Source organism: Marinobacter sp. E2 (assembly GCF_055755345.1).
Genome location: NZ_CM146911.1, coordinates 3028551 through 3048485, shown reverse-complemented (window position 1 = coordinate 3048485; position 19935 = coordinate 3028551). Strand labels below are relative to the sequence as shown.

Genomic DNA, 19935 nt, shown 5'->3' with positions numbered 1-19935 from the left:
TATTCACCCCGTTTACACCGGGTTGTTGCCCGGAAATGCGGAGTTTTGGACGTTTGTTTCAGTCTACCTTAATCTGTCGCTAATCGGACTCAGGAGAAAAGTATGAAAGCGGTGTTCCTGGATGCCAATACCCTTGGCGATGACGTGGACCTGTCACCGATCGAATCGGTGACCGGCGAACTTACAAAGTACCAACGCACGACCCCGGACGAGGTTCTGGAGCGGATCCGAGGATTTGATACAGTTCTGGTGAACAAGGTGGTGCTCGGTCGCGAGCATTTCGAAGCGTGCCCGGAGCTGAAAACCATTGCGGTGGTGGCCACGGGGCTGAACAACATTGACCAGGTCGCGGCGAAGGAACACGGCGTCCGGGTGATGAACGTGACCAATTACGGCCGGGCGACCGTGGCCCAGCACACCATGGCCCTGATGCTGGCTCTGGCCACCCGGTTGCTGGATTATGACCGGGATGTCCGTGCCGGCCGCTGGGGGCAGAGCGATATGTTCTGCCTGATGGATCATCCGATCATGGAGCTGGAGGGCCGGACCCTCGGGATCGTTGGTTACGGCGACCTGGGCCAGGGCGTGGCCGAGCGAGCAGCGGCGTTCGGCATGAAGGTCCTTCTGGGGGCGCGACCAGGCCAGTCCACTGGCGAAGTCGATGGCTACTCCCGGATCCCGCTGGATGAACTGCTGCCCCAGGCGGACGTGCTGTCGCTGCACTGCCTGCTCACCGATAAAACCCGGGATCTGATCGGCGCGCGGGAGCTCAAGATGATGAAGCGGGATGCGCTGCTGATTAACACCAGCCGGGGTGGTCTGGTTAACGAGCAGGCACTGGCGGACGCCCTGCGCGCGGGGGAGATCGGCGGAGCCGGATTCGACGTGCTCACCGAGGAGCCGCCCCGCAACGGCAACCCGCTGTTGGCGGATGACATTCCCAACCTGATCATTACGCCTCACTCAGCCTGGGCCAGCCGCGAGGCGCGGCAACGGATTGTTGGCATCACGGCGGCCAACCTGGCCTCGGTGGCCTGAGCCGGCCGCCCGGGGCCTGATACGCCCCCGGGTTCAGCCCCGAAAAGATGACAGCCGTATGACGCGGCTGTTGTTGCTTCCTGAATAAACTGCTGTTGCTCAAACAAAAACAAAAGGGCAACACTCATGATCAGAAAAACACTGGCAGTCCTCTGCTGCGCTTTGCTGTGCTCGCAACCGTTGATGGCCTTCGAGCGGGGCGAGTTGCTTATCTGGATCAACGCCGACAAGGGCTTCAAGGGCCTGGCGGAGGTTGGCAAACGGTTCGAACAGGACACGGGCATTCCGGTAACCGTTGAAACGCCCGAAGACCTGACCTCCCAGTATGACCATTACGGTTACTCCGCCAAGGCGCCGGACATTGTCATCTGGCCTCACGACCGGTTCGGCAGCTGGATCAACGAAGGCCATCTGACGCCCATAGAGCCGTCGCCATCCATCCGCGAGGCCATTGCCCCGTTTGCCTGGCAGGCGGTGTCGGTGGGGGACCGGGTGTATGGCTACCCCATTGCCATGGAGGTGGTCAGTCTCCTGTACAACAAGGCGTTGGTGGACACGCCGCCACGCACCCTGGATGAGGTGGCGGCCCTGGATCGGAAACTGCGCAAACAGGCGGTTCACGCCATCGCCTGGGATTACCGCAACGTCTATTTCTCCTGGCCCATCCTGGCCGGCTCGGGCGGCTACAGCTTCGGCGCGGAGGGCTTTGTCTACGACCTGTCCGATGTGGGCGTGGCCACCGACGGAGCCATCGCTGCCGTTGCCGGCATTCGCGATTTAATTGGGCAGGGCGTACTGGCCAGCGATGCGGACTACGGCAGCATGATGGCCGGTTTCAAGGCCGGCGACGTGGCCATGATTATCAATGGACCCTGGGCCTGGAGCGAGCTGCGGGAAGCCGGTATCGATGTCGGAATCGCCGATGTGCCCACCGTCAACGGTGATCCGGGCCGACCGTTCGTGGGTGTTCTGGCCGCCGGTATCAGTGCGGTGTCGACCAATCAGGCCATCGCCCGGCAGTTCCTGGAGGAGTACCTGCTCACCGAGCCGGGACTGCATGCCGTTAACGATGACAAGCCGTTGGGTGCCGTTGCGCACCTGGGCGTGGTGGATACACTTCGGGCCGACCCCTTCATCGACCATACGTTCCGCTCCGCCAGCCGGGGCGAGATCATGCCCAACATTCCGGAAATGAAGCGGTTCTGGGACCTGATGACGCACCGCTTTGCCGGTATGCTGGAGGGCAGCGACCCGGTCAGGGCCACGCTTCGAGAAGCGGCGGTGAGGTTGCAGCGCCTGGATGAGATGCGTGGCTGGACCCGCCGCCACTATTTGACGGAATAACGCTGGCCCGGGTTGTTTACTGTCAGTTGCCTGATAAGCTTAGGAAAACACTGACCGGCAGGATGATGCGTGGCTGCATTCCAATTGAAGGACAGGCTCCAGGCTGCTGAAAACTGGATTCTGTTCAATTCCAACCCGCCCCAGCACTGGCCGTGGACCTGGCTTTACAAGGTCGGGCGCACGGCCTATGCCATGGTGCGAGATGTCATCAGCGGCCAGCTCACCCTCCACGCGATGAGCCTGGTCTACACTACGCTGCTAAGCATTGTGCCGCTGCTGGCCCTGAGTTTTTCGGTGCTCAAGGCCCTGGGCGTGCACCAGCGGATGGAACCCTTCCTTTATCAGTTTCTGCAGCCCCTGGGGCCCCAGGGCGTGGAGCTGGCGGAGCGCATTCTCGGGTTTGTGGACAACATGAAGGTGGGGGTGCTGGGTTCTGTAGGCCTGGCCCTGCTGGTGTACACCGTGATCGCCCTGGTCCAGAAAATCGAGCGGTCGTTCAACATGATCTGGCGGGTGCCGGACATGCGTTCCATGGCGCAGCGGTTCAGCAACTACCTGAGCGTGATCATGGTGGGACCGCTGCTGATGGTTTCGGCCATCGGTGTCAGCGCCACCATCTTTTCATCGACCATTGTCCAGACACTCATGGAAATCGAGCCGTTCGGCTCGCTGATCCTGGTGGTCAGCCGCTTTACCCCGTTCTTCCTGGTGGTGGGGGCGTTCACCTTCGTGTATGTGTTCATGCCCAACACCCGGGTGAAACTGCGCTACGCCTTTATTGGTGGTCTGGTGGCAGGCGTGTCCTGGCAGGCAGCCGGTATGCTGTTTGCCTCGTTCGTGGCCGGTTCGGCCAAGTACGCGGCCATCTACTCGAGTTTCGCCATTGGTATCATTCTGCTGATCTGGATCTATCTCAACTGGATGATCCTGCTGCTTGGCGCAAGTCTCGCGTTTTACCTGCAGAATCCGGGCTCGGTGGCCAAGCGGCAGCAGGTGCAGCTGGCGCCGGAGCTGCAGGAGCGTGTGGCCCTGGCGATGATGTGGCTGGTTGCCAAGCCGTTCAGCGAGGGCGGGCCGCCACCACAGCAGGAAGCCCTGGAGCAGTCTCTCAATGTGCCCGGAGAAGTGACCCGGGCCCTCAGCGACAAGCTGATCCGCTCAGGCCTGCTGATCCTGGCCGGGCGCAACGGGGATCGACTTGCCCCGGGACGCTCGCTGGATCTGATTACTGTGGGTGAGGTGTTGCGGGTGGTGCGTAACGATGAGGATCGGGTCGTGGACCGGCTGCCCCGGGTGATTCCCGATGAGCTTGTCAGCATCCGGCGCGGCGACGAGAGCCGCAGCTTCGCTGATCTCCTGCGCGGCCACCGTGCCGAACGGCCGGAGAATACCGAGGCCCGAACGGAAGCCGCCTCAACTTCGGACGTTTGAACGACCACCTTCCCGCAGCATGACCTGCAGTGCCCGCCGCACGTTACTGATCTGTTCGGGGGTCAGGCGCAGTACGGTGGGCAGATCCTCTTCGGCAAGGTTCCGCTGGTGGGCATGCCTGAGTACCTCACGGGTTCCGATCACCATGCCATCGGTCAGAGGAGTGTGCCGCGACAGGGGAACAGGGCGCTCGGCCGCCAGCAGATAGGCGTGGTACTTCGGCGGCAGATTCCATTCATTGGCAATGGTCTGGCAGGTGGCCCACTGGTACCGCGCCAGGGCATGGCGAATCAGCGCCGGCTCCGGCTCTCTGTTGCCTGTATTGGTGCGGCAGATACGCTGCAGCTCCCGCCGGACGGTAATGTAAGCCAGAGAAGGCAGCAGCCCCACCATGAAGTGGGCACTGGTGTCTTCATGCTGGATCTTGGCGATGAGCTCCGCAGCCCGGGCGCAGGTCAGTCCCCAGCGCCAGGAACGTTGGCCGAAAAGCGCTTCCCGGCTGTTTCTGGCGGCCATCATCGGGCGCATCACGGCGGCCGATATGACGTTACGGATGCCCTCCACACCCAGCACAAACACCGCCTGGTCGACCGATTCAATGGCGTGGTCGCCAGGCCTGAAATACGGGCTGTTGGCGATCTGCAGGAGCTGGTCGGTCAGGGACGGGTCCTGGAGAATGATGTCGGTGAGTTTATGGCGGTCGGTGGAGTCGTCCGACAGGGCCCGCATCAGCATCGGCAGGCTCATGGGTTGTCTAGGCAGTTCTTCCATGGCCTGGCTGTGCAAGCGGCGCCCGAGTTCTGCCAGAACCTCTTCCAGCCCGGCAGGGTCGGCCTGCAAGGCGGCGGGCTCGCAGTCGAGCAGCCAGTAGAAAAGGTGGTCTTCCAGTTGTCGGGTGAGGTCGGCGGCCCGGTCTGGGGAGTCGATTTCCGGATTCAGTGGAGAGGGGTTGAACAGTCGCACTTCCGGTGTGGGTGGTGCGGGCTGGGGTGATGAAAATAATCCTGAAATCCAGGAGAGAAAACCTGGCATCCGTTGCCTCCGGGTCAAGCCTGCTCGAAGTTGTGAACCTCCGTTTTCATGAGTATAGAGGTACGACGCATTCTTGCACAGGCTCAGCCCGGGAATCCGGTGTCAAAAATCTAGAAGAAGGACTCGCCGAAGACGAACACCAGCTGGCAGACACCGGCGGCAAAACCGAGGAAAGCGCCCACCAGGATCAGTTTGATCTCGTCTTCCTGGAAACAGGGCCGGAGCAGGTCCTGAAACTCTTCAGAGGAGAGCGCGATCATGCGCTCCACCATGATCGACTCGACCGCCTGGGCCCGGTCCTTTTCGAACACGGGGTTGTTGAAGGAGGTCTGCGAGATCTCGATGGCCTTTTCCCCGACCTGGTTCTTCAAAGTGGCAAATCCTGTGGGCCCGAAGGCCATCTGGGTCAGGGCCCTGCCCATGCCCGCAGTCTCGTCCACCAGGGGTTTGATGTGCTTCTTCACCATGTTGCGGGCCCGGTCGCCCCTGGGGCCGCCAAGTATGGCGTTGATAATGTTGCCCACGGTGAGGATTTCGTGGGTCACAATGTGGCAGAAGGATTCGGCCACTGCTGGCTGGCGCTTCAGGAACAGGCCCTGCACCTTGAAAGGGCCGACCTTTTTCGGATGCAGCGGGCGGAAGATCACGTTCAGGGCAATCCAGTTGGTGGCCCAGCCCACCAGCAGGCCGAAGAACGGCAGCACCCACCAGCTCGGGTACACATACCAGACCGCCATCTGGATCAGGCCGAACAGGAACCCGAAATACAGGCCGGAGTTGATGATGAAGCGAAACTCCACCTCGCCGCATTCGATGAAAATCCGGTTCAGCAGCTGTTTGTCACTGGCCAGGCGCTCGATGACCATACCTTTGATGTCGAGCAGGTCTTCTATGTTGTCAGAAATGTCCTCAACAAGGTTGTCCACCAGTTGCGGCGTGGACTTGCGGACCCGGTCGTAGACCATGTTGCGGGCAGACGAGGGCAGGTTCTCCCAGAACGTGGGGTATTCCCGCAGCATCATTTCGTCCACGTATTCCTCGATGCGCGGATCGACGTTGTGGACGATGTGCGCCGCCAGTACTTTCGGGTCGATCTGCTGGAAGATCTCGCGCACGGTACCGATCTTGGAGATGGTGGCATCAACGCTGATGGCGGCCATTTTCCGGGCCTTGGAGGGGATGATGCCCTGCCAGCCCAGCAGGGGCGGCTTGCCGATGAATTCCAGCGGGTAGAAGGTCATCTTGATCGCGAGCCAGTTAGTGGTCCAGCCGATCAGGGCGGCAATCAGCGGGATGCTGAGGTATTGCCAGAATTCTTGGGTACTTAGCAGGCTTGTCATCCTGATACTCGCAGTTTCAATGTTGTTTTGTCTTCTGGAGTCTGAGCGGACGGGCAGGTTCTTGTGAAACACGCTGTGAATACATCCGTGTACGCTCGGCTCCGCCCTTTGGCGCTAATTGCTCCTGCATCGCGCCAAAGGTCCTGGGCAAGCCATCCTTGGCTTGCCCGTGCAGTGCTTCGCACTCCACCCATGGCTCCGCACGGTTTCACAAGAACCTGCCCGTCCGCTCGAGCAAACTTAAGCGCAGGCCCTCTTCGGGGCGGTTGAGATCGCTTGCTGCCACGTTTTGATTGGACAGGATGATGTTGTGGGGCCCCGGTTATGTCAATGACTTGGGTGCCGGCGTGAGACGGCGGTACGGTCGTTGTGGGTCAGCCGCCAATGTCGCCCCAGAGGTACTGGCACAGGGCCATGGCGGCCACCGGGGCGGTTTCGGTTCGCAGGACGCGGGGGCCGAGGGCGACGGGGAGGAAGCCTTCCTGTTCGGCCTGGGTGATTTCGTCCGGGGACAGGCCGCCTTCGGGGCCGATCATGAGGGCAACGCGGCTCGGGGGCGTCATGGATTTGAGAGTCTGTTCCGTACGGTGGTGCAGCACCAGGCGTACGTCGCAGTCACGGGTGTGTTCCAGCCACTCGGAGACGCTCATGACCGGCAGGATGTCCGGCACCCGGGCCCGGCCGCACTGTTCAGCGGCGCTGACGGCCACCGATTGCCAGTGACGCAGGCGTTTGTCCTCTCGGTCGCCCTTGAGTTTTACGTCGCAGCGTTCGGTGGTGAGGGGCACGATGCGGGCGACGCCCATTTCCACGGCCTTCTGTACCGCGTAGTCCATGCGGTCGCCCTTGGAGAGGGTCTGGCCCAGCACAATCTCCAGATGGGACTCGGTGGGATTGGCCCGGGGGCTGCCCACCCGGACTTCCACGTGCTTTTTGCTGGCGGCGGTGATGGTGGCCGGGTAGTCGTTGCCATCGCCGTTGAACAGCTGTAGTTCCTGCCCCGGCTGCATGCGCAGGACCCGACCGACATGCTGGGCAGCGTTGTCGTCCAGGTTGGCAGTGGCGCCCTCGGCGAGGGCAGTGTCGGTGTAAATCCGGGGTACGCGCATGGGCGGTTCTCTCGACGCGGTGAGGGCTGACGTTCCGGCGGCCCTCAGTCGCGGACCGCGATCTCGATGCCTTCCGTTGCTACCTGGGCCAGGTGGCGGATCTGCTCCTCGGTGATCACGTAAGGCGGCATGAAGTAAACCACATTACCCAGGGGGCGAAGCAAGGCCTGGCGGGTGAGGGCGTGCTGATACACGCGGATACCGCGGCGTTCCTGCCAGGGGAACAGCGTTTTCGAGGCTTTGTCTTTCACCATTTCCACCGCCAGGGTCATGCCATGCTGGCGGATGTCGCCTACGTTCGGGTGGTCGGCCAGGTGCGCTACGGACTCGGCCATGCAGGCGGAGAGCTGCCGGTTGCTCTCAATCACGTTGTCGTCCCGGAAAATGTCCAGGGTGGCCAGGGCCACCGCGCAGCCAATCGGGTTGCCCGTGTAGCTGTGGCTGTGCAGGAACGCCTTGAGGGTTTCGTAGTCGTCATAGAAAGCGTCGTATACCTCGTCAGTGGTCAGCACCACCGACAGCGGCAGGTAGCCGGCGGTCAGACCCTTGGACAGGCACATGAAGTCCGGGGTAATGCCGGACTGCTCGCAGGCGAACAGGGTGCCTGTGCGGCCGAATCCGACCGCGATTTCGTCGGCGATCAGATGCACGCCGTAGCGGTCGCAGGCCTCACGAAGTTTGGTGTGGTAGATCGGGTGGTGCATGCGCATTCCACCTGCGCACTGGATCAGGGGCTCCACCACCACGGCACAGATTTCGTCGTGTTTCTCAGCCAGCAGCTTGTCCATCGCCTCGAACTGGCGCAGGGCGTAGGCCTCGTCGGTTTCGCCGGTTTCTTTGTTGAAGGCGTCGGGGGAGGGCGCGGTGAGCACCTCCATCAGCAGGGGCTGGTAGGTGTCCTTGTACAGGGAGACATCGCCCAGGGCCAGGGCGCCCAGGGTTTCTCCGTGGTAGCTGTTGCTCAGATTCACGAAGTTCTTCTTGCCGGGTTTGCCCTGGTTCTTCCAGTAGTGAAAGCTCATTTTCAGGGCCGCTTCGATGGCCGAGGAGCCGTTGTCGGCGTAGAAACACTTGTTGAGGCCGTCCGGCGTCACTTCAATCAGGCGCTCGGACAGGCTCACCACGGGTTCGTGGGTGAATCCGGCGAGGATGACATGCTCCAGCTCGCCGATCTGCTTCTGGATGGCAGCGTTGATTCTCGGATTGGCATGGCCGAAGAGGTTGACCCACCAGGAGCTGACCGCGTCGATAAACCGGTTCCCCTCGAAGTCCTCAAGCCAGACACCTTCGCCCCGTTTGATGGGCACCAGGGGCAGGGTTTTCTCGTGGTCTTTCATCTGGGTGCAGGGGTGCCACACGGATTTGAGGCCACGTGCCACAAGGTCGGCATTGCGCATGTTAAATCTCCGTCAGACGGTCGGTTCTGGAAAATCGGCGGTTAACCTGTGCGGATATTACAGTTAACAGCGCCTGCTGGCCACCGTGCCATCCGGGTGCGACCGGGCGGCCAATGCCGCTGGAGGCAGGCCATCGCAGAATTCCCTGAAAACAACGAGGAGTCGCTGATGGAACTGGAGTTTGAACACCCCTACAACGCCCGGCTGGACCGGGTGCTCGGCGCATTTTTTGATGAATCTCACATCCACGAAAAGAATGCGCAGCTGGGGGCCCGCAACGTGCGTGTCGCTGAACGGGCCCGTGATGAATCCTCAGGCAAACTGGTGATCGAGCGGGAAGTGACCAGCTCACTGGCGGTTCCGGGCGTACTGGCCAGTTTCCATCGTGAGTGGAATCAGGTGCGTCAGGAAGAGCACTGGTTTCGCAAGAGCGACGGCGAATGGCACTGCGAGTTCCGGGTACGCATCGAGGGCGTGCCCGCGAAGATCCAGGGCATGATGCAGCTGCGGGAACAGGGCGAGACCTGTACCAATCGGGTGACCCTGAACGTGCGTTGTGATGTGCCCCTGCTGGGCAAGAAGATTGCGAGGTTTCTGGCGGATGACTCTCACGCCAAGATTGAGCGTGAATACGAGGCCACCCGCCAGTTGCTCTGAATCACTTCAAAGGCGGTCAGTGAGCGAGCACCCGTGACAGGAACGCCTGGGTTCGCTCATTCTGCGGGTTGTCGAACACGTCGTCGGGCTTGCCCTGCTCAACAATCTGTCCCTCATGGATGTAGATGACCCGATCGGCTACTTCCCGGGCGAAGCCCATTTCGTGGGTAACCACCATCATGGTCATCCCTTCCTTGGCCAGTTCGCGCATAACGTCCAGCACCTCCCCGATCATTTCCGGATCGAGGGCCGAGGTGGGTTCGTCGAACAGCATCAGGCGCGGTTCCATGGCCAGGGCCCGGGCAATGGCCACCCGCTGTTGCTGCCCGCCGGACAGCTGGCTGGGGTACTTGTCGGCCTGGTTGCCAATGCCCACCCGGTTCAACAGGCGTTCGGCAGTGGCGTTGGCCACGGTTTGGGAGGTGCTTTTGACCTTCTGGGGCGCCAGCATGATGTTTTTCTTCACCGTGAGGTGAGGGAACAGGTTGAACTGCTGGAACACCATGCCGACTTCCTTGCGGATTTCCGCGAGGGCTTTCGGGTTGCCGCTTTTTGGTGCCAGCGGGTGACCGTCCACTTCCAGATGGCCGGATTCGAACTCCTCCAGGCCGTTGACGCAGCGGATCAGGGTGGATTTGCCAGAGCCACTGGCGCCAATGATCACCACCACTTCGCCTTTCTCGACGGTCAGGTCAATATCTTTCAGGACATGCAGCTTGCCGAAGTACTTGTTCATGCCCTTCATTTTTACAATCTGAGTCATGGTTTCGGTTCCTTCAGACAGAGGCCAGTCCGCGCCGCTCAACGAGGCGGAGGATCAGGGACAGTGACAGCGTGATGGCCAGGTAAAGAATCGCGACCACGAAATACACCTCAAATGCGGTGAAGGTGTTGGCGATGTAGATCTGGCCCTGACGCACCAGCTCCCCGACGCCAATGACCGAGAACAGTGACGTATCCTTGATGCTGACAATGGCCTGGTTGCCCAGGGGCGGAATCATCCGGCGGAAGGCCTGGGGCCAGACCACCGACCAGAAGGTCTGGGTGCGGGACAGACCCAGGGACAGCCCGGCCTCGGTCTGACCCTTGTCGATGGATTGCACACCACCACGAACCACCTCGGAAATGTAGGCACCGGAGTTCAGGGCAATGGCGGCAATGCCGGCGGTGAGCGGGTCAATCGGGCCGCCAATCAGATCCGGCAGGCCATAGAAAATAAAGAGCACCTGAACCAGGATGGGGGTGCCCCGGAAGATTTCGATGTAGGCGGTGGCCGGCCAGCGCAGGAACCATTTCTTGTTGATGCTCAGCAGCCCGAAGATGATGCCGAGTACAAACCCGATCAGCAGACCGCCAAAGGATATCAGCAGGGTGTAGGGGATACCCTTGAGCAGAAACGGAATGGAATCGATGGCTGCCTGCCAGTCGAACTGAAACTGGAATTCCACAGTGAGAGTCTCCGAAGAGTGTTTGGAGTCAGGAACTGCCGGGGCGCGCAGGCCCCGGCACAGGAATCGGACCGAAGGGGTCCATCAGCCGTTACATGTCGTCCGGCATCGGGCCGAACCACTTCTCGTAGATGGTCTTGTAGGTACCATCTTCCTTCATGGCGGCCAGGGCGGCGTTTACCTCGTCCAGCCATTCACTGCCGCTCTTGAGGGCAATGCCGTACTGCTGGCCTTCATACAGCGGGCCCACGGTCTTCACCTTGCCTTCGCCCTTGGTGCGGGCAAAGTAACCGACGTTGGGGGCATCGTAGAACACCGCATCCACGGAACGGGACATCAGCGCCATGTACATGTCAGAGCTGCCCGGGTACGGGGTAACGCCGTCGTCGGCGTCGAGGTTCTTGATCAGATAGTCGTAACTGGTGCTACCGATCTTGGTGCCGATTTTCTTGCCTTCCAGATCGTCGAACTCGCTGACGTCTTCGTTGCCTTCGCGCACGAGGATCCGCAGGCCGGAGTCGTAGTACGGGTCAGAGAAATCAACAATCTCTTCACGCTCGTCCGTGATGGTGATACCGGCAATGGCAATATCCACGTTGCCCGTCTGCAGGGCAGGAATGATGCCGTTGAAATCCATGGTGTTGAGATCAATTTCGAAACCGGCACGGTCGGCGACTTCCCGGATGATCTCCATGTCGAAGCCGATCATTTCGCCGGTTTCCTGGTCCATCATCTCGAACGGAACGAAACTCGGATCTGTGACGACTCGCAGGGTCTCTGCGCTAACGGTTCCCGCGGCAACGGTGAGTGCCAGGCTGGCGCTTAGGGTCTTCAGCCATTTCGTGCTCATACATTCTCCTTTTCTTTCTTATGAGGCTCCGTTTGCCCGGTAAGGCAAGCCGAATCCACCACTGCTGTTGACTGCGATGGACGGGGAGCGTTGATGGAACTGCATCACATACACTTTAGACTATTACGCAGATGAGCACAGAAAATCAAATGCTTGGGCGAGAGGCGCCCCTCTCCCCAACCCCTCTCCCGCGAGGGGAGAGGGGCTAAAAAGTGGCGGAACGACGAAGTAGGAACAGACGCGGGGCGTGAAGATCGGGGAGTAAATCTCCCTCTCCCCTGGTGGGAGAGGGCGGGGAGAGGGGGATAGAGCAGCGCTTAGAACGCGATCTTCTCCCGATCGCTGATGCCCAGGTTCTTCCAGATGCTGAGGCTCGGCTCGGCCTGGTTCAGGGTGTAGAAGTGCAGACCCGGGGCACCGGCGTTGAGCAGTTTCTCGCACATGTTGGTGACCACTTCCTCTCCGAACTTGCGGATGGAATCAGCGTCGTCGCCGTAGGCTTCCAGCTGCTTGCGAATCCAGCGTGGGATCTCCGCGCCGCACATGTCCGAGAAGCGCACCAGGCTTGAGAAATTGACGATGGGCATGATGCCCGGCACCACGGGGATGGTCACGCCCATTTTCTCCAGCCGGTCGATGAAGTAGAAGTAGCTGTCCGCATTGAAAAAGTACTGGGTAATGGCGCTGTTGGCGCCGGCGTGTACCTTGCGGGCGAAGTTCTTCAGGTCTTCCTCGGCGTTGCGGGCCTGGGGGTGGAATTCCGGGTAGGCGGCCACTTCCAGGTTGAAGGTGTCTCCGCTGTGCTTCCGGATGAATTCCACCAGCTCATTGGCGTAACGCAGTTCGCCGGCCGCCCCCATGCCGGAGGGCATGTCGCCCCGGAGGGCGACGATCCGGTTGATGCCATGCTCCCGGTACAGGTCCAGCAGCTCGCCGATTTCCTGGCGGGTGCCGCCCACGCACGACAGGTGCGGGGCCGTGGAAATGCCCTGCTTGTGCAGGTTCAGCACGGTTTCAATGGTGCGGTCCCGGGTGGAACCGCCGGCGCCGAAGGTGACCGAGAAAAAGTCCGGGTTCACCTCGGCAAGCTGGCTGCGCACGTTCTGCAGTTTTTCCTTGCCCTGGTCGGTTTTGGGCGGGAAAAACTCGAAGCTGAAGCGGCGCTTGAACTGTGTCTGGGATTGCATCTTGTTACCCGATCAGTACTTGTAGCTTTCCGGCTTGTACGGGCCTTCGACCGGTACACCGATGTATTTGGCCTGCTCCGGAGTCATCTTGGTGATCACGCCACCAAAGCCTTCCACCATGGCGCGGGCCACTTCCTCGTCGAGCTGCTTGGGCAGAACCTGGACGTATACGCCCTTTTCCCGGGCGTCTTCCGGCAGGTCGGCGAACTTGCGCTCGAACAGGTACATCTGGGCCAGCACCTGGTTGGCGAAAGAGCCGTCCATGATGCGGGACGGGTGACCCGTGGCATTGCCCAGGTTCACCAGGCGGCCTTCGGACAGCAGGATCAGGTGGTCGTTGGTGGCCTTGTCGCGGTAGACGATGTGCACCTGAGGCTTCACCTCGTCCCATTCCCAGTTCTTGCGCATGTAGGCGGTATCGATCTCGTTGTCGAAGTGGCCGATGTTGCATACCACGGCACCGCTCTTGAGCGCCTTGAGCATGTGCGCGTCACACACGTTCATGTTGCCGGTGGTGGTTACCAGCAGATCGGTGTTCTGCAGCAGGTCGCGGTTGATGCCGGCTTCGGTACCGGTGTTCACGCCGTCAATGTACGGAGACACCACTTCGAAACCGTCCATGCACGCCTGCATGGCACAGATCGGATCGGCCTCGGTAACTTTTACGATCATGCCTTCCTGACGCAGGGACGCAGCGGAGCCCTTGCCCACGTCGCCATAGCCGATCACAAGGGCCTTCTTGCCGGACATCAGGTGGTCGGTGGCGCGCTTGATGGCGTCGTTCAGGCTGTGACGACAACCGTACTTGTTGTCGTTCTTGGATTTGGTCACGGCGTCATTCACGTTGATGGCCGGTACCTTCAGGGTGCCCTCGCGCAGCATTTCCTGCAGGCGGTGCACGCCGGTTGTGGTCTCTTCGGTCACCCCGTGGCACTTGGCCAGGATTTCCGGGTACTTCTCGTGGAGCAGGGCGGTCAGGTCGCCGCCGTCGTCCAGGATCATGTTCGGCTCCCAGCCTTCCACATCAGCACCCACAGTGCGCTCGAGGCACCAGTCGTACTCTTCGTCAGTCTCGCCTTTCCAGGCAAACACGGGAATGCCCTGGGCGGCGATGGCGGCTGCGGCCTGGTCCTGGGTGGAGAAGATGTTGCAGGACGACCAGCGCACGTTGGCGCCCAGTTCCACCAGGGTCTCGATCAGCACGGCGGTCTGGATGGTCATGTGGATGCAGCCCATGATGTTCGCGCCTTTCAGCGGCTGCTCGGCCTTGTATTTCTCCCGGAGCTTCATCAGCGCGGGCATTTCGCCCTCCGCGATGTTGATTTCCTTCCGGCCCCAGCCGGCCAGGGAAATATCACGGACTTTGTAATCGTCGAAGCTTTTCAGTTTTTCTGCCGGAGTGCTCATGGTGTTCTCCTGTCAGTCAGTTTGGTCTGGGCGCATGTCTGATGACATACGCCCGAAATAGGTTCAGATACCAGCGGCATCCTTGAGAGCCGCCGCCCGGTCGGTTTTTTCCCACGGGAATGCGGTAAACGTCCGGCCACCAACGGTCATTTCGTAGGGCTCACGTCCAAAGTGACCGTAGGCTGCCGTGGCCCGGTACATCGGGTGCAGCAGGTCGAGCATGTTGGTGATCGCGTACGGACGCAGGTCAAAGTGTTCGCGGACCAGCTGGATGATCTTGTCGTCGCTGATCTTGCCGGTGCCGAAGGTGTTCAGAGAGATCGACGTGGGCTGGGCCACACCGATGGCGTAGGACACCTGGATCTCGCACTTGTCGGCCAGGCCGGCAGCGACAATGTTCTTGGCCACGTAGCGGCCGGCGTAGGCGGCGGAACGGTCGACCTTGGACGGATCCTTGCCGGAGAACGCACCGCCGCCGTGGCGGGCCATGCCGCCGTAGGTGTCTACGATGATCTTGCGGCCGGTCAGGCCACAGTCGCCTACCGGGCCGCCGATTACGAACTTGCCGGTCGGGTTGATGTGGAACTGGGTGTCCTTGTGCAGCAGTTCCGCCGGCAGGGCATGCTTGACGATCAGCTCCATCACCGCTTCTTTCAGGTCGTCCTGGGTCACGTCTTCATCGTGCTGGGTGGAAAGCACCACGGCATCAATGCCGGCAACCCGGCCGTTCTCGTAGCGGCAGGTAACCTGGCTCTTGGCGTCCGGGCGCAGCCACGGCAGCAGGCCGCTCTTGCGGGCCTCGGCCTGGCGCTGCACCAGGCGGTGCGAGAAGGTGATCGGGGCCGGCATCAGCACGTCGGTTTCGTTGCTGGCGTAGCCGAACATCAGGCCCTGGTCGCCCGCGCCCTGGTCTTCCGGCTTCTGGCGATCCACGCCCTGGGCAATGTCCACGGACTGCTTGCCGATGATATTGATCACGCCGCAGGTGTCGCCGTCGTAACCAACGGTGGAGGAGGTGTAGCCGATGTCCTTGATCACGCCGCGCACCAGATCTTCCAGGTCGACCCAGGCGCTGGTGGTGATTTCACCGCCAACGATGGCAACACCGGTCTTCACCATGGTTTCGCAGGCAACCCGGGCGTGGGGGTCGTCTACCAGGATGGCGTCGAGGACGGCGTCGGAAATCTGGTCCGCCAGTTTGTCCGGGTGGCCTTCAGAGACCGATTCGGAAGTGAAGATGCTGTAGTCAGACATAGCACAAGCTCCTCTTTGAGCGTTTCAAATTCAGTTTGGGTGGTTCAAATTCAGTCCGGTAGCGGCTCTTTTTAAAGTGCGTTCCGCTTACCGGTTTGTTCGTGAATGTGAGCATACGTAAAACTACGTATCTGCATATCAAAATTTGTTGATATTGCGATCCCGGTCGTCAGACTTGGCCACTGTGCTTCCAGAACTCCCGAACCTGGATCTGGAAACCGTTGCGCAGCCCGATAAACAGCTGCTCGCCGGCCACCAGCCCGGCGTCGTCCGCCCAGGCGGTAAGTTCTTCCGGCTCGAAACCCAACCACAGGTCACCGCAATTGGCCTTGGCCCAGTCCTGGTCATGGCTGCACAGATCGCTGATCACCAGGCAGCCGCCGTTGTTCATCAGCGCCGCCGCGTCCAGAAAGATATCCGCGGGGCTGGGCACGTGGTGCAGCACCATGTTGGCCACCACCAGATCAAAGGCATCGCCCCGGGCCAGCAGGGTGTCGGTGACCCCTTCAATCAGGTCGATGTTGTTCAGCCGCTCGTCAATGCAGGTCCGGGTGGCCTTGGCCAGCATGTCCCGGCTGTTGTCCAGCGCAACCACGTGGCCGCACAGCTCGGCCAGCACCGGCAGGAAGCCGCCTTCGCCGGGTCCGATTTCCAGGGCAGTCTGCCACTGGTGCTTGCGTGACCGCTTGCGGATCAGCTCCGCCACCGGTTCGGCGTAAAGCTCGAATGCGGCAATCAGCTCCTGCTGTTCCCGGAACTGCTCCGCATGCCGGGCGAAGAAAGCCTGGGACTGGTCAGCCCGCTGGTTGCGGATGGCCTCGATCTTCTCCTGAAGGTGCGTGGGCAGGGGCACGCGGTCCACCGCCTCGAAAATCTGCCGGATGGTCTGGTCCGTGGGCTTGTCGCTGTCCAGGTGCAGCGGGCGACGGTAGAAGATGGCGTTGCCTTCCCGCTGCGGCTCCAACAAGCCGGCCTTGTTCATCACCTTCAGGTGGTGGCTCATGCCGGACTGGCGCATGTCGAACAGTTGGCTGAGTTCGAGCACGCCAAAGGTATCCCGGCGCAGAACGCGCAGGATCTCCAGGCGTAGCGGGTCGCCGCTCGCTTTGAAGATCGGTGCCAGGGCGTCCACAGAGGACAGGGTGTCGGCATGTGCGTTCATGGATGTCATGGGGCCAAAGTTTAGGGGGCTTCCGGTGGTCAATCAATAGCAATATCAAAAAATTTTGATATAGGGGTGAATTTTGTCGCATCCGGATCGTTTCGGGAATCCGTAGGCAAACAATCGTGAAACAGGCGAATGCCGATTTGCCCCGGCACACAGTAATCGGCGAAAATACGCGCCTCTTTTTTGAACAGCCCTATTTTTCCCCGAAAACACTGGAGAAACGTCAATGCCGTCTCGTAAAGATCTCGCCAACGCCATTCGCGCGCTGAGCATGGATGCGGTTCAGAAAGCCAAGTCCGGCCACCCGGGTGCGCCCATGGGTATGGCGGATATCGCCGAGGTACTGTGGAACGATTATCTGAACCACAACCCGGCCAACCCTCAGTGGGCCAACCGGGACCGCTTTGTGCTGTCCAACGGTCACGGCTCCATGCTGCAGTACTCGCTGCTGCACCTGAGCGGTTACGACGTTTCCATCGAGGACATCAAGAACTTCCGACAGCTGCACTCCAAGACACCGGGCCACCCCGAGTACGGCTACACCCCGGGTGTCGAGACCACCACCGGTCCCTTGGGGCAGGGCATTGCCAACGCCGTGGGTTTCGCCATCGCCGAGAAATCCCTGGCGGCACAATTCAACCGCCCGGGCCACGAGATTGTCGATCATTACACCTACGCGTTCCTGGGCGATGGCTGCCTGATGGAAGGCATCTCCCACGAAGTGGCGTCCCTGGCTGGCACCCTGGGGCTGGGCAAGCTGATCTTCTTCTACGATGACAACGGCATCTCCATCGACGGCGAGGTGGACGGCTGGTTCACCGACAACACCCCCCAGCGTTTCGAAGCCTACGGCTGGCAGGTGATCCCGGCGGTCGATGGCCACGATTCCGACGCCATTCGTGCCGCGATTGAAGCCGGCCGGGCCAATACCGAACAGCCCACCCTGATTTGCTGCAAGACCATCATCGGTTTTGGTTCTCCGAACAAGCAGGGCAAGGAAAGCTGCCATGGCGCGCCCCTGGGCGACGACGAGATTGAACTGACCCGCGAGCAGCTGGGCTGGCAGTACGGCCCGTTCGAGATTCCGGCGGACATCGCCAGTGCCTGGAACGCCCGTGAGAAAGGCGCCGCAGCCCAGTCCGAGTGGGAGCAGAAGTTCGCCGCCTATGAAAAGGCCGAGCCGGAGCTGGCGGCCGAGTTCAAGCGCCGCATGGCCGGCGACCTGCCCGCCGATTTCGCCGAGAAGGCCCAGGCCTACATTCAGGAGTGCCAGGACAAGGCCGAAACCGTGGCTTCCCGGAAAGCGTCCCAGAACACCCTGAACGCCTACGGCCCGCTGCTGCCTGAACTGATGGGTGGCTCTGCCGACCTGGCCGGCTCCAACCTGACCATCTGGGGCGGCTCCAAGGGGCTGACCAAAGAGGACGCCAGCGGTAACTACATCTATTACGGCGTGCGCGAGTTCGGCATGGCCGCGATCATGAACGGTATTGCCCTGCACGGTGGGTTTGTACCCTATGGCGCCACCTTCCTGATCTTCATGGAATACTGCCGTAACGCGGTGCGCATGGCGGCGCTCATGAAACAGCGCTCCATCTTCGTGTTCACCCACGATTCCATCGGCCTCGGTGAAGACGGGCCTACCCACCAGCCCATCGAACAGCTGGCGAGCCTGCGCACCACCCCGAACATGAGCACCTGGCGCCCGGCCGACACCGTGGAATCCGCGGTGGCCTGGAAAGCGGCCCTTGAGCGCAAGGACGGCCCCACTGCCATGGTGTTCTCCCGTCAGGGTCTGCCGGCCCAGGATCGTGACGCCCAGCAGCTGGCCGACGTGGCCAAGGGCGCTTACATCCTCTCCGACAGCGAGGGCACCCCGGAACTGATCCTGATCGCCACTGGCTCCGAAGTGGGTCTGGCCCAGGAGGCCGCCGCCAAGCTGCGCGAACAGGGCCGGAAAGTGCGCGTGGTGTCCATGCCGTCCACCGACGTGTTCGACGCCCAGAGCGCCGATTACAAGCAGCAGGTGCTGCCGCTGGACGTGACCAACCGCGTGGCCATCGAAGCCGGCATTGCCGACTACTGGTACAAGTACGTGGGGCTGGACGGTCGCATCATCGGCATGACCACCTTTGGTGAATCCGCACCCGCCGGTGAACTGTTCAAGGAGTTCGGCTTCACCGTCGACAACGTGCTGGAAGTGGCCGCGGAACTGCTGGACGCCTGATGACAGACTCTGCGCCTTTTCGTATCGCCATCAACGGGTACGGCCGTATCGGCCAGTGCGTGTTGCGTGCGCTCTATGAAAACGGCTTTCGCGACCGCCTGCAGGTGGTCGCGATCAATGAGCTGTCGGATATCGACACCATCGCCCACCTGACCCGCTACGACTCCACCCATGGCCGGTTCCAGGGGGAAATCTCGGTGTCGGACCAGGATCTGATGGTCAACGGCGACGCCATCCGGGTACTGCGCCACGCCGACCCGGCGGAGCTGCCCTGGGGACTGCTTGATGTGGACCTGGTGCTGGAATGCTCCGGGGCGTTCTCTGATCGTGCCACGGCCCAGAAACACATTGATGCCGGCGCCAAACGCCTGTTGTTCTCCCAGCCGGCGGAATCCGATGTCGACCGCACCGTGGTCTACGGCATCAACCACCGGGAGCTTACCGGCGACGATGTGATTGTGGCGGCCGCCTCCTGCACCACCAACTGCCTGGTGCCGGTGATCAAGGTGTTGAATGACGCCCTCGGCGTGGAGCAGGGCACGACCACCACCATCCACGCCGCCATGAACGACCAGCCGGTAATCGATGCCTACCACCACCAGGACCTGCGTCGCACCCGCAGCGCCCTGCACAACATCGTGCCGGTGGACACTGGCCTGGCCAAAGGCATCGAGCGCCTGCTGCCGGAGATGGAAGGCAAGTTCAGTTCGGTGGCCATGCGGGTGCCGACCATGAACGTCTCCGCCATCGACATGGTGGTGAACGTGCGCAAGAACACCGACGTGGCAGCGGTAAATACCCTGTTAAAAGAGGCCGCCAACGGCCCGTTGAAGAGCATTCTCGGCTACACCGACGAACTGCTGGCCAGCTCCGATTTCAACCACGACGCCCACTCCGGCGTGGTGGACGGCGGCCAGACCCGGGTCACCGGGGGCACCATGGTGAAGGTGCTGTGCTGGTTCGATAATGAGTGGGGGTTCGCGAACCGGATGCTCGATGTCAGCAAAAGCTGGTTAACCAAACATTCTTAATCTGAAATTTTGTTG

General features: G+C 61.2%; 18 protein-coding genes. 6 read left to right on the top strand and 12 right to left on the bottom strand.

Annotation, left to right across the window (positions count from 1 at the left end):
- The first annotated feature begins 102 nt into the window (after positions 1-102).
- The 3 genes from AC0J1C_RS13950 (at position 103) to AC0J1C_RS13940 (ending at position 3813) form a co-directional block, all read left to right on the top strand.
- Entirely contained in the window at positions 103-1038 is a 936-nt protein-coding gene (locus AC0J1C_RS13950; RefSeq protein ID WP_473044395.1) for a D-2-hydroxyacid dehydrogenase, read from the top strand.
- Positions 1039-1164: 126 nt separating this feature from the next.
- Positions 1165-2382 carry a maltose/maltodextrin ABC transporter substrate-binding protein MalE gene (gene malE, locus AC0J1C_RS13945; RefSeq protein ID WP_473044394.1) on the top strand — a complete coding sequence of 406 codons (1218 nt, stop codon included), beginning with the start codon at positions 1165-1167 and terminating at the stop codon, positions 2380-2382.
- Between the two features lie 69 nt (positions 2383-2451).
- Positions 2452-3813 carry a YihY/virulence factor BrkB family protein gene (locus tag AC0J1C_RS13940; protein WP_473044392.1) on the top strand — a complete coding sequence of 454 codons (1362 nt, stop codon included), beginning with the start codon at positions 2452-2454 and terminating at the stop codon, positions 3811-3813.
- Here AC0J1C_RS13940 and AC0J1C_RS13935 read toward each other — a convergent pair.
- From AC0J1C_RS13935 to AC0J1C_RS13920, 4 genes are all read right to left on the bottom strand, one after another.
- Positions 3796-4845: an HDOD domain-containing protein gene (locus AC0J1C_RS13935; RefSeq protein ID WP_473044390.1), complete on the bottom strand. Its 1050-nt coding sequence runs from the start codon at positions 4843-4845 to the stop codon at positions 3796-3798. The two genes, AC0J1C_RS13940 and AC0J1C_RS13935, sit on opposite strands and share 18 nt — an antisense overlap.
- A gap of 110 nt (positions 4846-4955) precedes the next feature.
- Positions 4956-6185 carry a DUF445 domain-containing protein gene (locus tag AC0J1C_RS13930; protein ID WP_473044389.1) on the bottom strand — a complete coding sequence of 410 codons (1230 nt, stop codon included), beginning with the start codon at positions 6183-6185 and terminating at the stop codon, positions 4956-4958.
- A 374-nt stretch (positions 6186-6559) separates the two neighbouring features.
- Positions 6560-7294 carry a 16S rRNA (uracil(1498)-N(3))-methyltransferase gene (locus AC0J1C_RS13925; protein WP_473044388.1) on the bottom strand — a complete coding sequence of 245 codons (735 nt, stop codon included), beginning with the start codon at positions 7292-7294 and terminating at the stop codon, positions 6560-6562.
- Between the two features lie 44 nt (positions 7295-7338).
- Positions 7339-8691 (bottom strand): adenosylmethionine--8-amino-7-oxononanoate transaminase, encoded by a 1353-nt coding sequence (locus tag AC0J1C_RS13920; protein WP_473044387.1) that lies wholly within the window; start codon positions 8689-8691, stop codon positions 7339-7341.
- A gap of 168 nt (positions 8692-8859) precedes the next feature.
- Between AC0J1C_RS13920 and AC0J1C_RS13915 the strand changes: the two genes are divergently transcribed.
- Complete coding sequence (locus tag AC0J1C_RS13915; RefSeq protein WP_375192372.1) at positions 8860-9348, top strand: DUF2505 domain-containing protein; 489 nt, start codon at positions 8860-8862, stop codon at positions 9346-9348.
- A gap of 16 nt (positions 9349-9364) precedes the next feature.
- Here the strand turns inward: AC0J1C_RS13915 and AC0J1C_RS13910 are convergent, their stop codons facing one another.
- The 8 genes from AC0J1C_RS13910 to AC0J1C_RS13875 all read right to left on the bottom strand — a co-directional run bounded on the left by AC0J1C_RS13910 (position 9365) and on the right by AC0J1C_RS13875 (position 16889).
- Positions 9365-10111 carry an amino acid ABC transporter ATP-binding protein gene (locus AC0J1C_RS13910; RefSeq protein WP_375192360.1) on the bottom strand — a complete coding sequence of 249 codons (747 nt, stop codon included), beginning with the start codon at positions 10109-10111 and terminating at the stop codon, positions 9365-9367.
- Positions 10112-10124: 13 nt separating this feature from the next.
- Complete coding sequence (locus AC0J1C_RS13905; RefSeq protein ID WP_375192359.1) at positions 10125-10796, bottom strand: amino acid ABC transporter permease; 672 nt, start codon at positions 10794-10796, stop codon at positions 10125-10127.
- Positions 10797-10887: 91 nt separating this feature from the next.
- A complete protein-coding gene (locus AC0J1C_RS13900) occupies positions 10888-11646 on the bottom strand; it encodes a transporter substrate-binding domain-containing protein (RefSeq protein WP_473044386.1) in 759 nt (252 codons plus the stop codon).
- A 317-nt stretch (positions 11647-11963) separates the two neighbouring features.
- The gene (gene metF, locus AC0J1C_RS13895) at positions 11964-12833 is read right to left on the bottom strand and encodes a methylenetetrahydrofolate reductase [NAD(P)H] (protein WP_473044385.1); all 870 of its coding nucleotides are present in this window, start codon (positions 12831-12833) and stop codon (positions 11964-11966) included.
- 12 nt (positions 12834-12845) lie between these two features.
- Positions 12846-14240: an adenosylhomocysteinase gene (ahcY, locus tag AC0J1C_RS13890; RefSeq protein ID WP_473044384.1), complete on the bottom strand. Its 1395-nt coding sequence runs from the start codon at positions 14238-14240 to the stop codon at positions 12846-12848.
- Between the two features lie 63 nt (positions 14241-14303).
- Positions 14304-15494 carry a methionine adenosyltransferase gene (gene metK / locus AC0J1C_RS13885; protein WP_375192355.1) on the bottom strand — a complete coding sequence of 397 codons (1191 nt, stop codon included), beginning with the start codon at positions 15492-15494 and terminating at the stop codon, positions 14304-14306.
- A gap of 169 nt (positions 15495-15663) precedes the next feature.
- Positions 15664-16665 (bottom strand): metalloregulator ArsR/SmtB family transcription factor, encoded by a 1002-nt coding sequence (locus AC0J1C_RS13880; protein WP_375192354.1) that lies wholly within the window; start codon positions 16663-16665, stop codon positions 15664-15666.
- Positions 16666-16694: 29 nt separating this feature from the next.
- A complete protein-coding gene (locus AC0J1C_RS13875; protein ID WP_375192353.1) occupies positions 16695-16889 on the bottom strand; it encodes a hypothetical protein in 195 nt (64 codons plus the stop codon).
- Between AC0J1C_RS13875 and tkt the strand changes: the two genes are divergently transcribed.
- Both tkt and gap read left to right on the top strand, forming a co-directional pair.
- Entirely contained in the window at positions 16889-18889 is a 2001-nt protein-coding gene (gene tkt / locus AC0J1C_RS13870) for a transketolase (protein WP_473044383.1), read from the top strand. The two genes, AC0J1C_RS13875 and tkt, sit on opposite strands and share 1 nt — an antisense overlap.
- Complete coding sequence (gene gap / locus AC0J1C_RS13865; protein ID WP_473044382.1) at positions 18889-19920, top strand: type I glyceraldehyde-3-phosphate dehydrogenase; 1032 nt, start codon at positions 18889-18891, stop codon at positions 19918-19920. Before tkt ends, gap begins: the two co-directional genes overlap by 1 nt.
- The last annotated feature ends 15 nt before the right edge of the window (positions 19921-19935 follow it).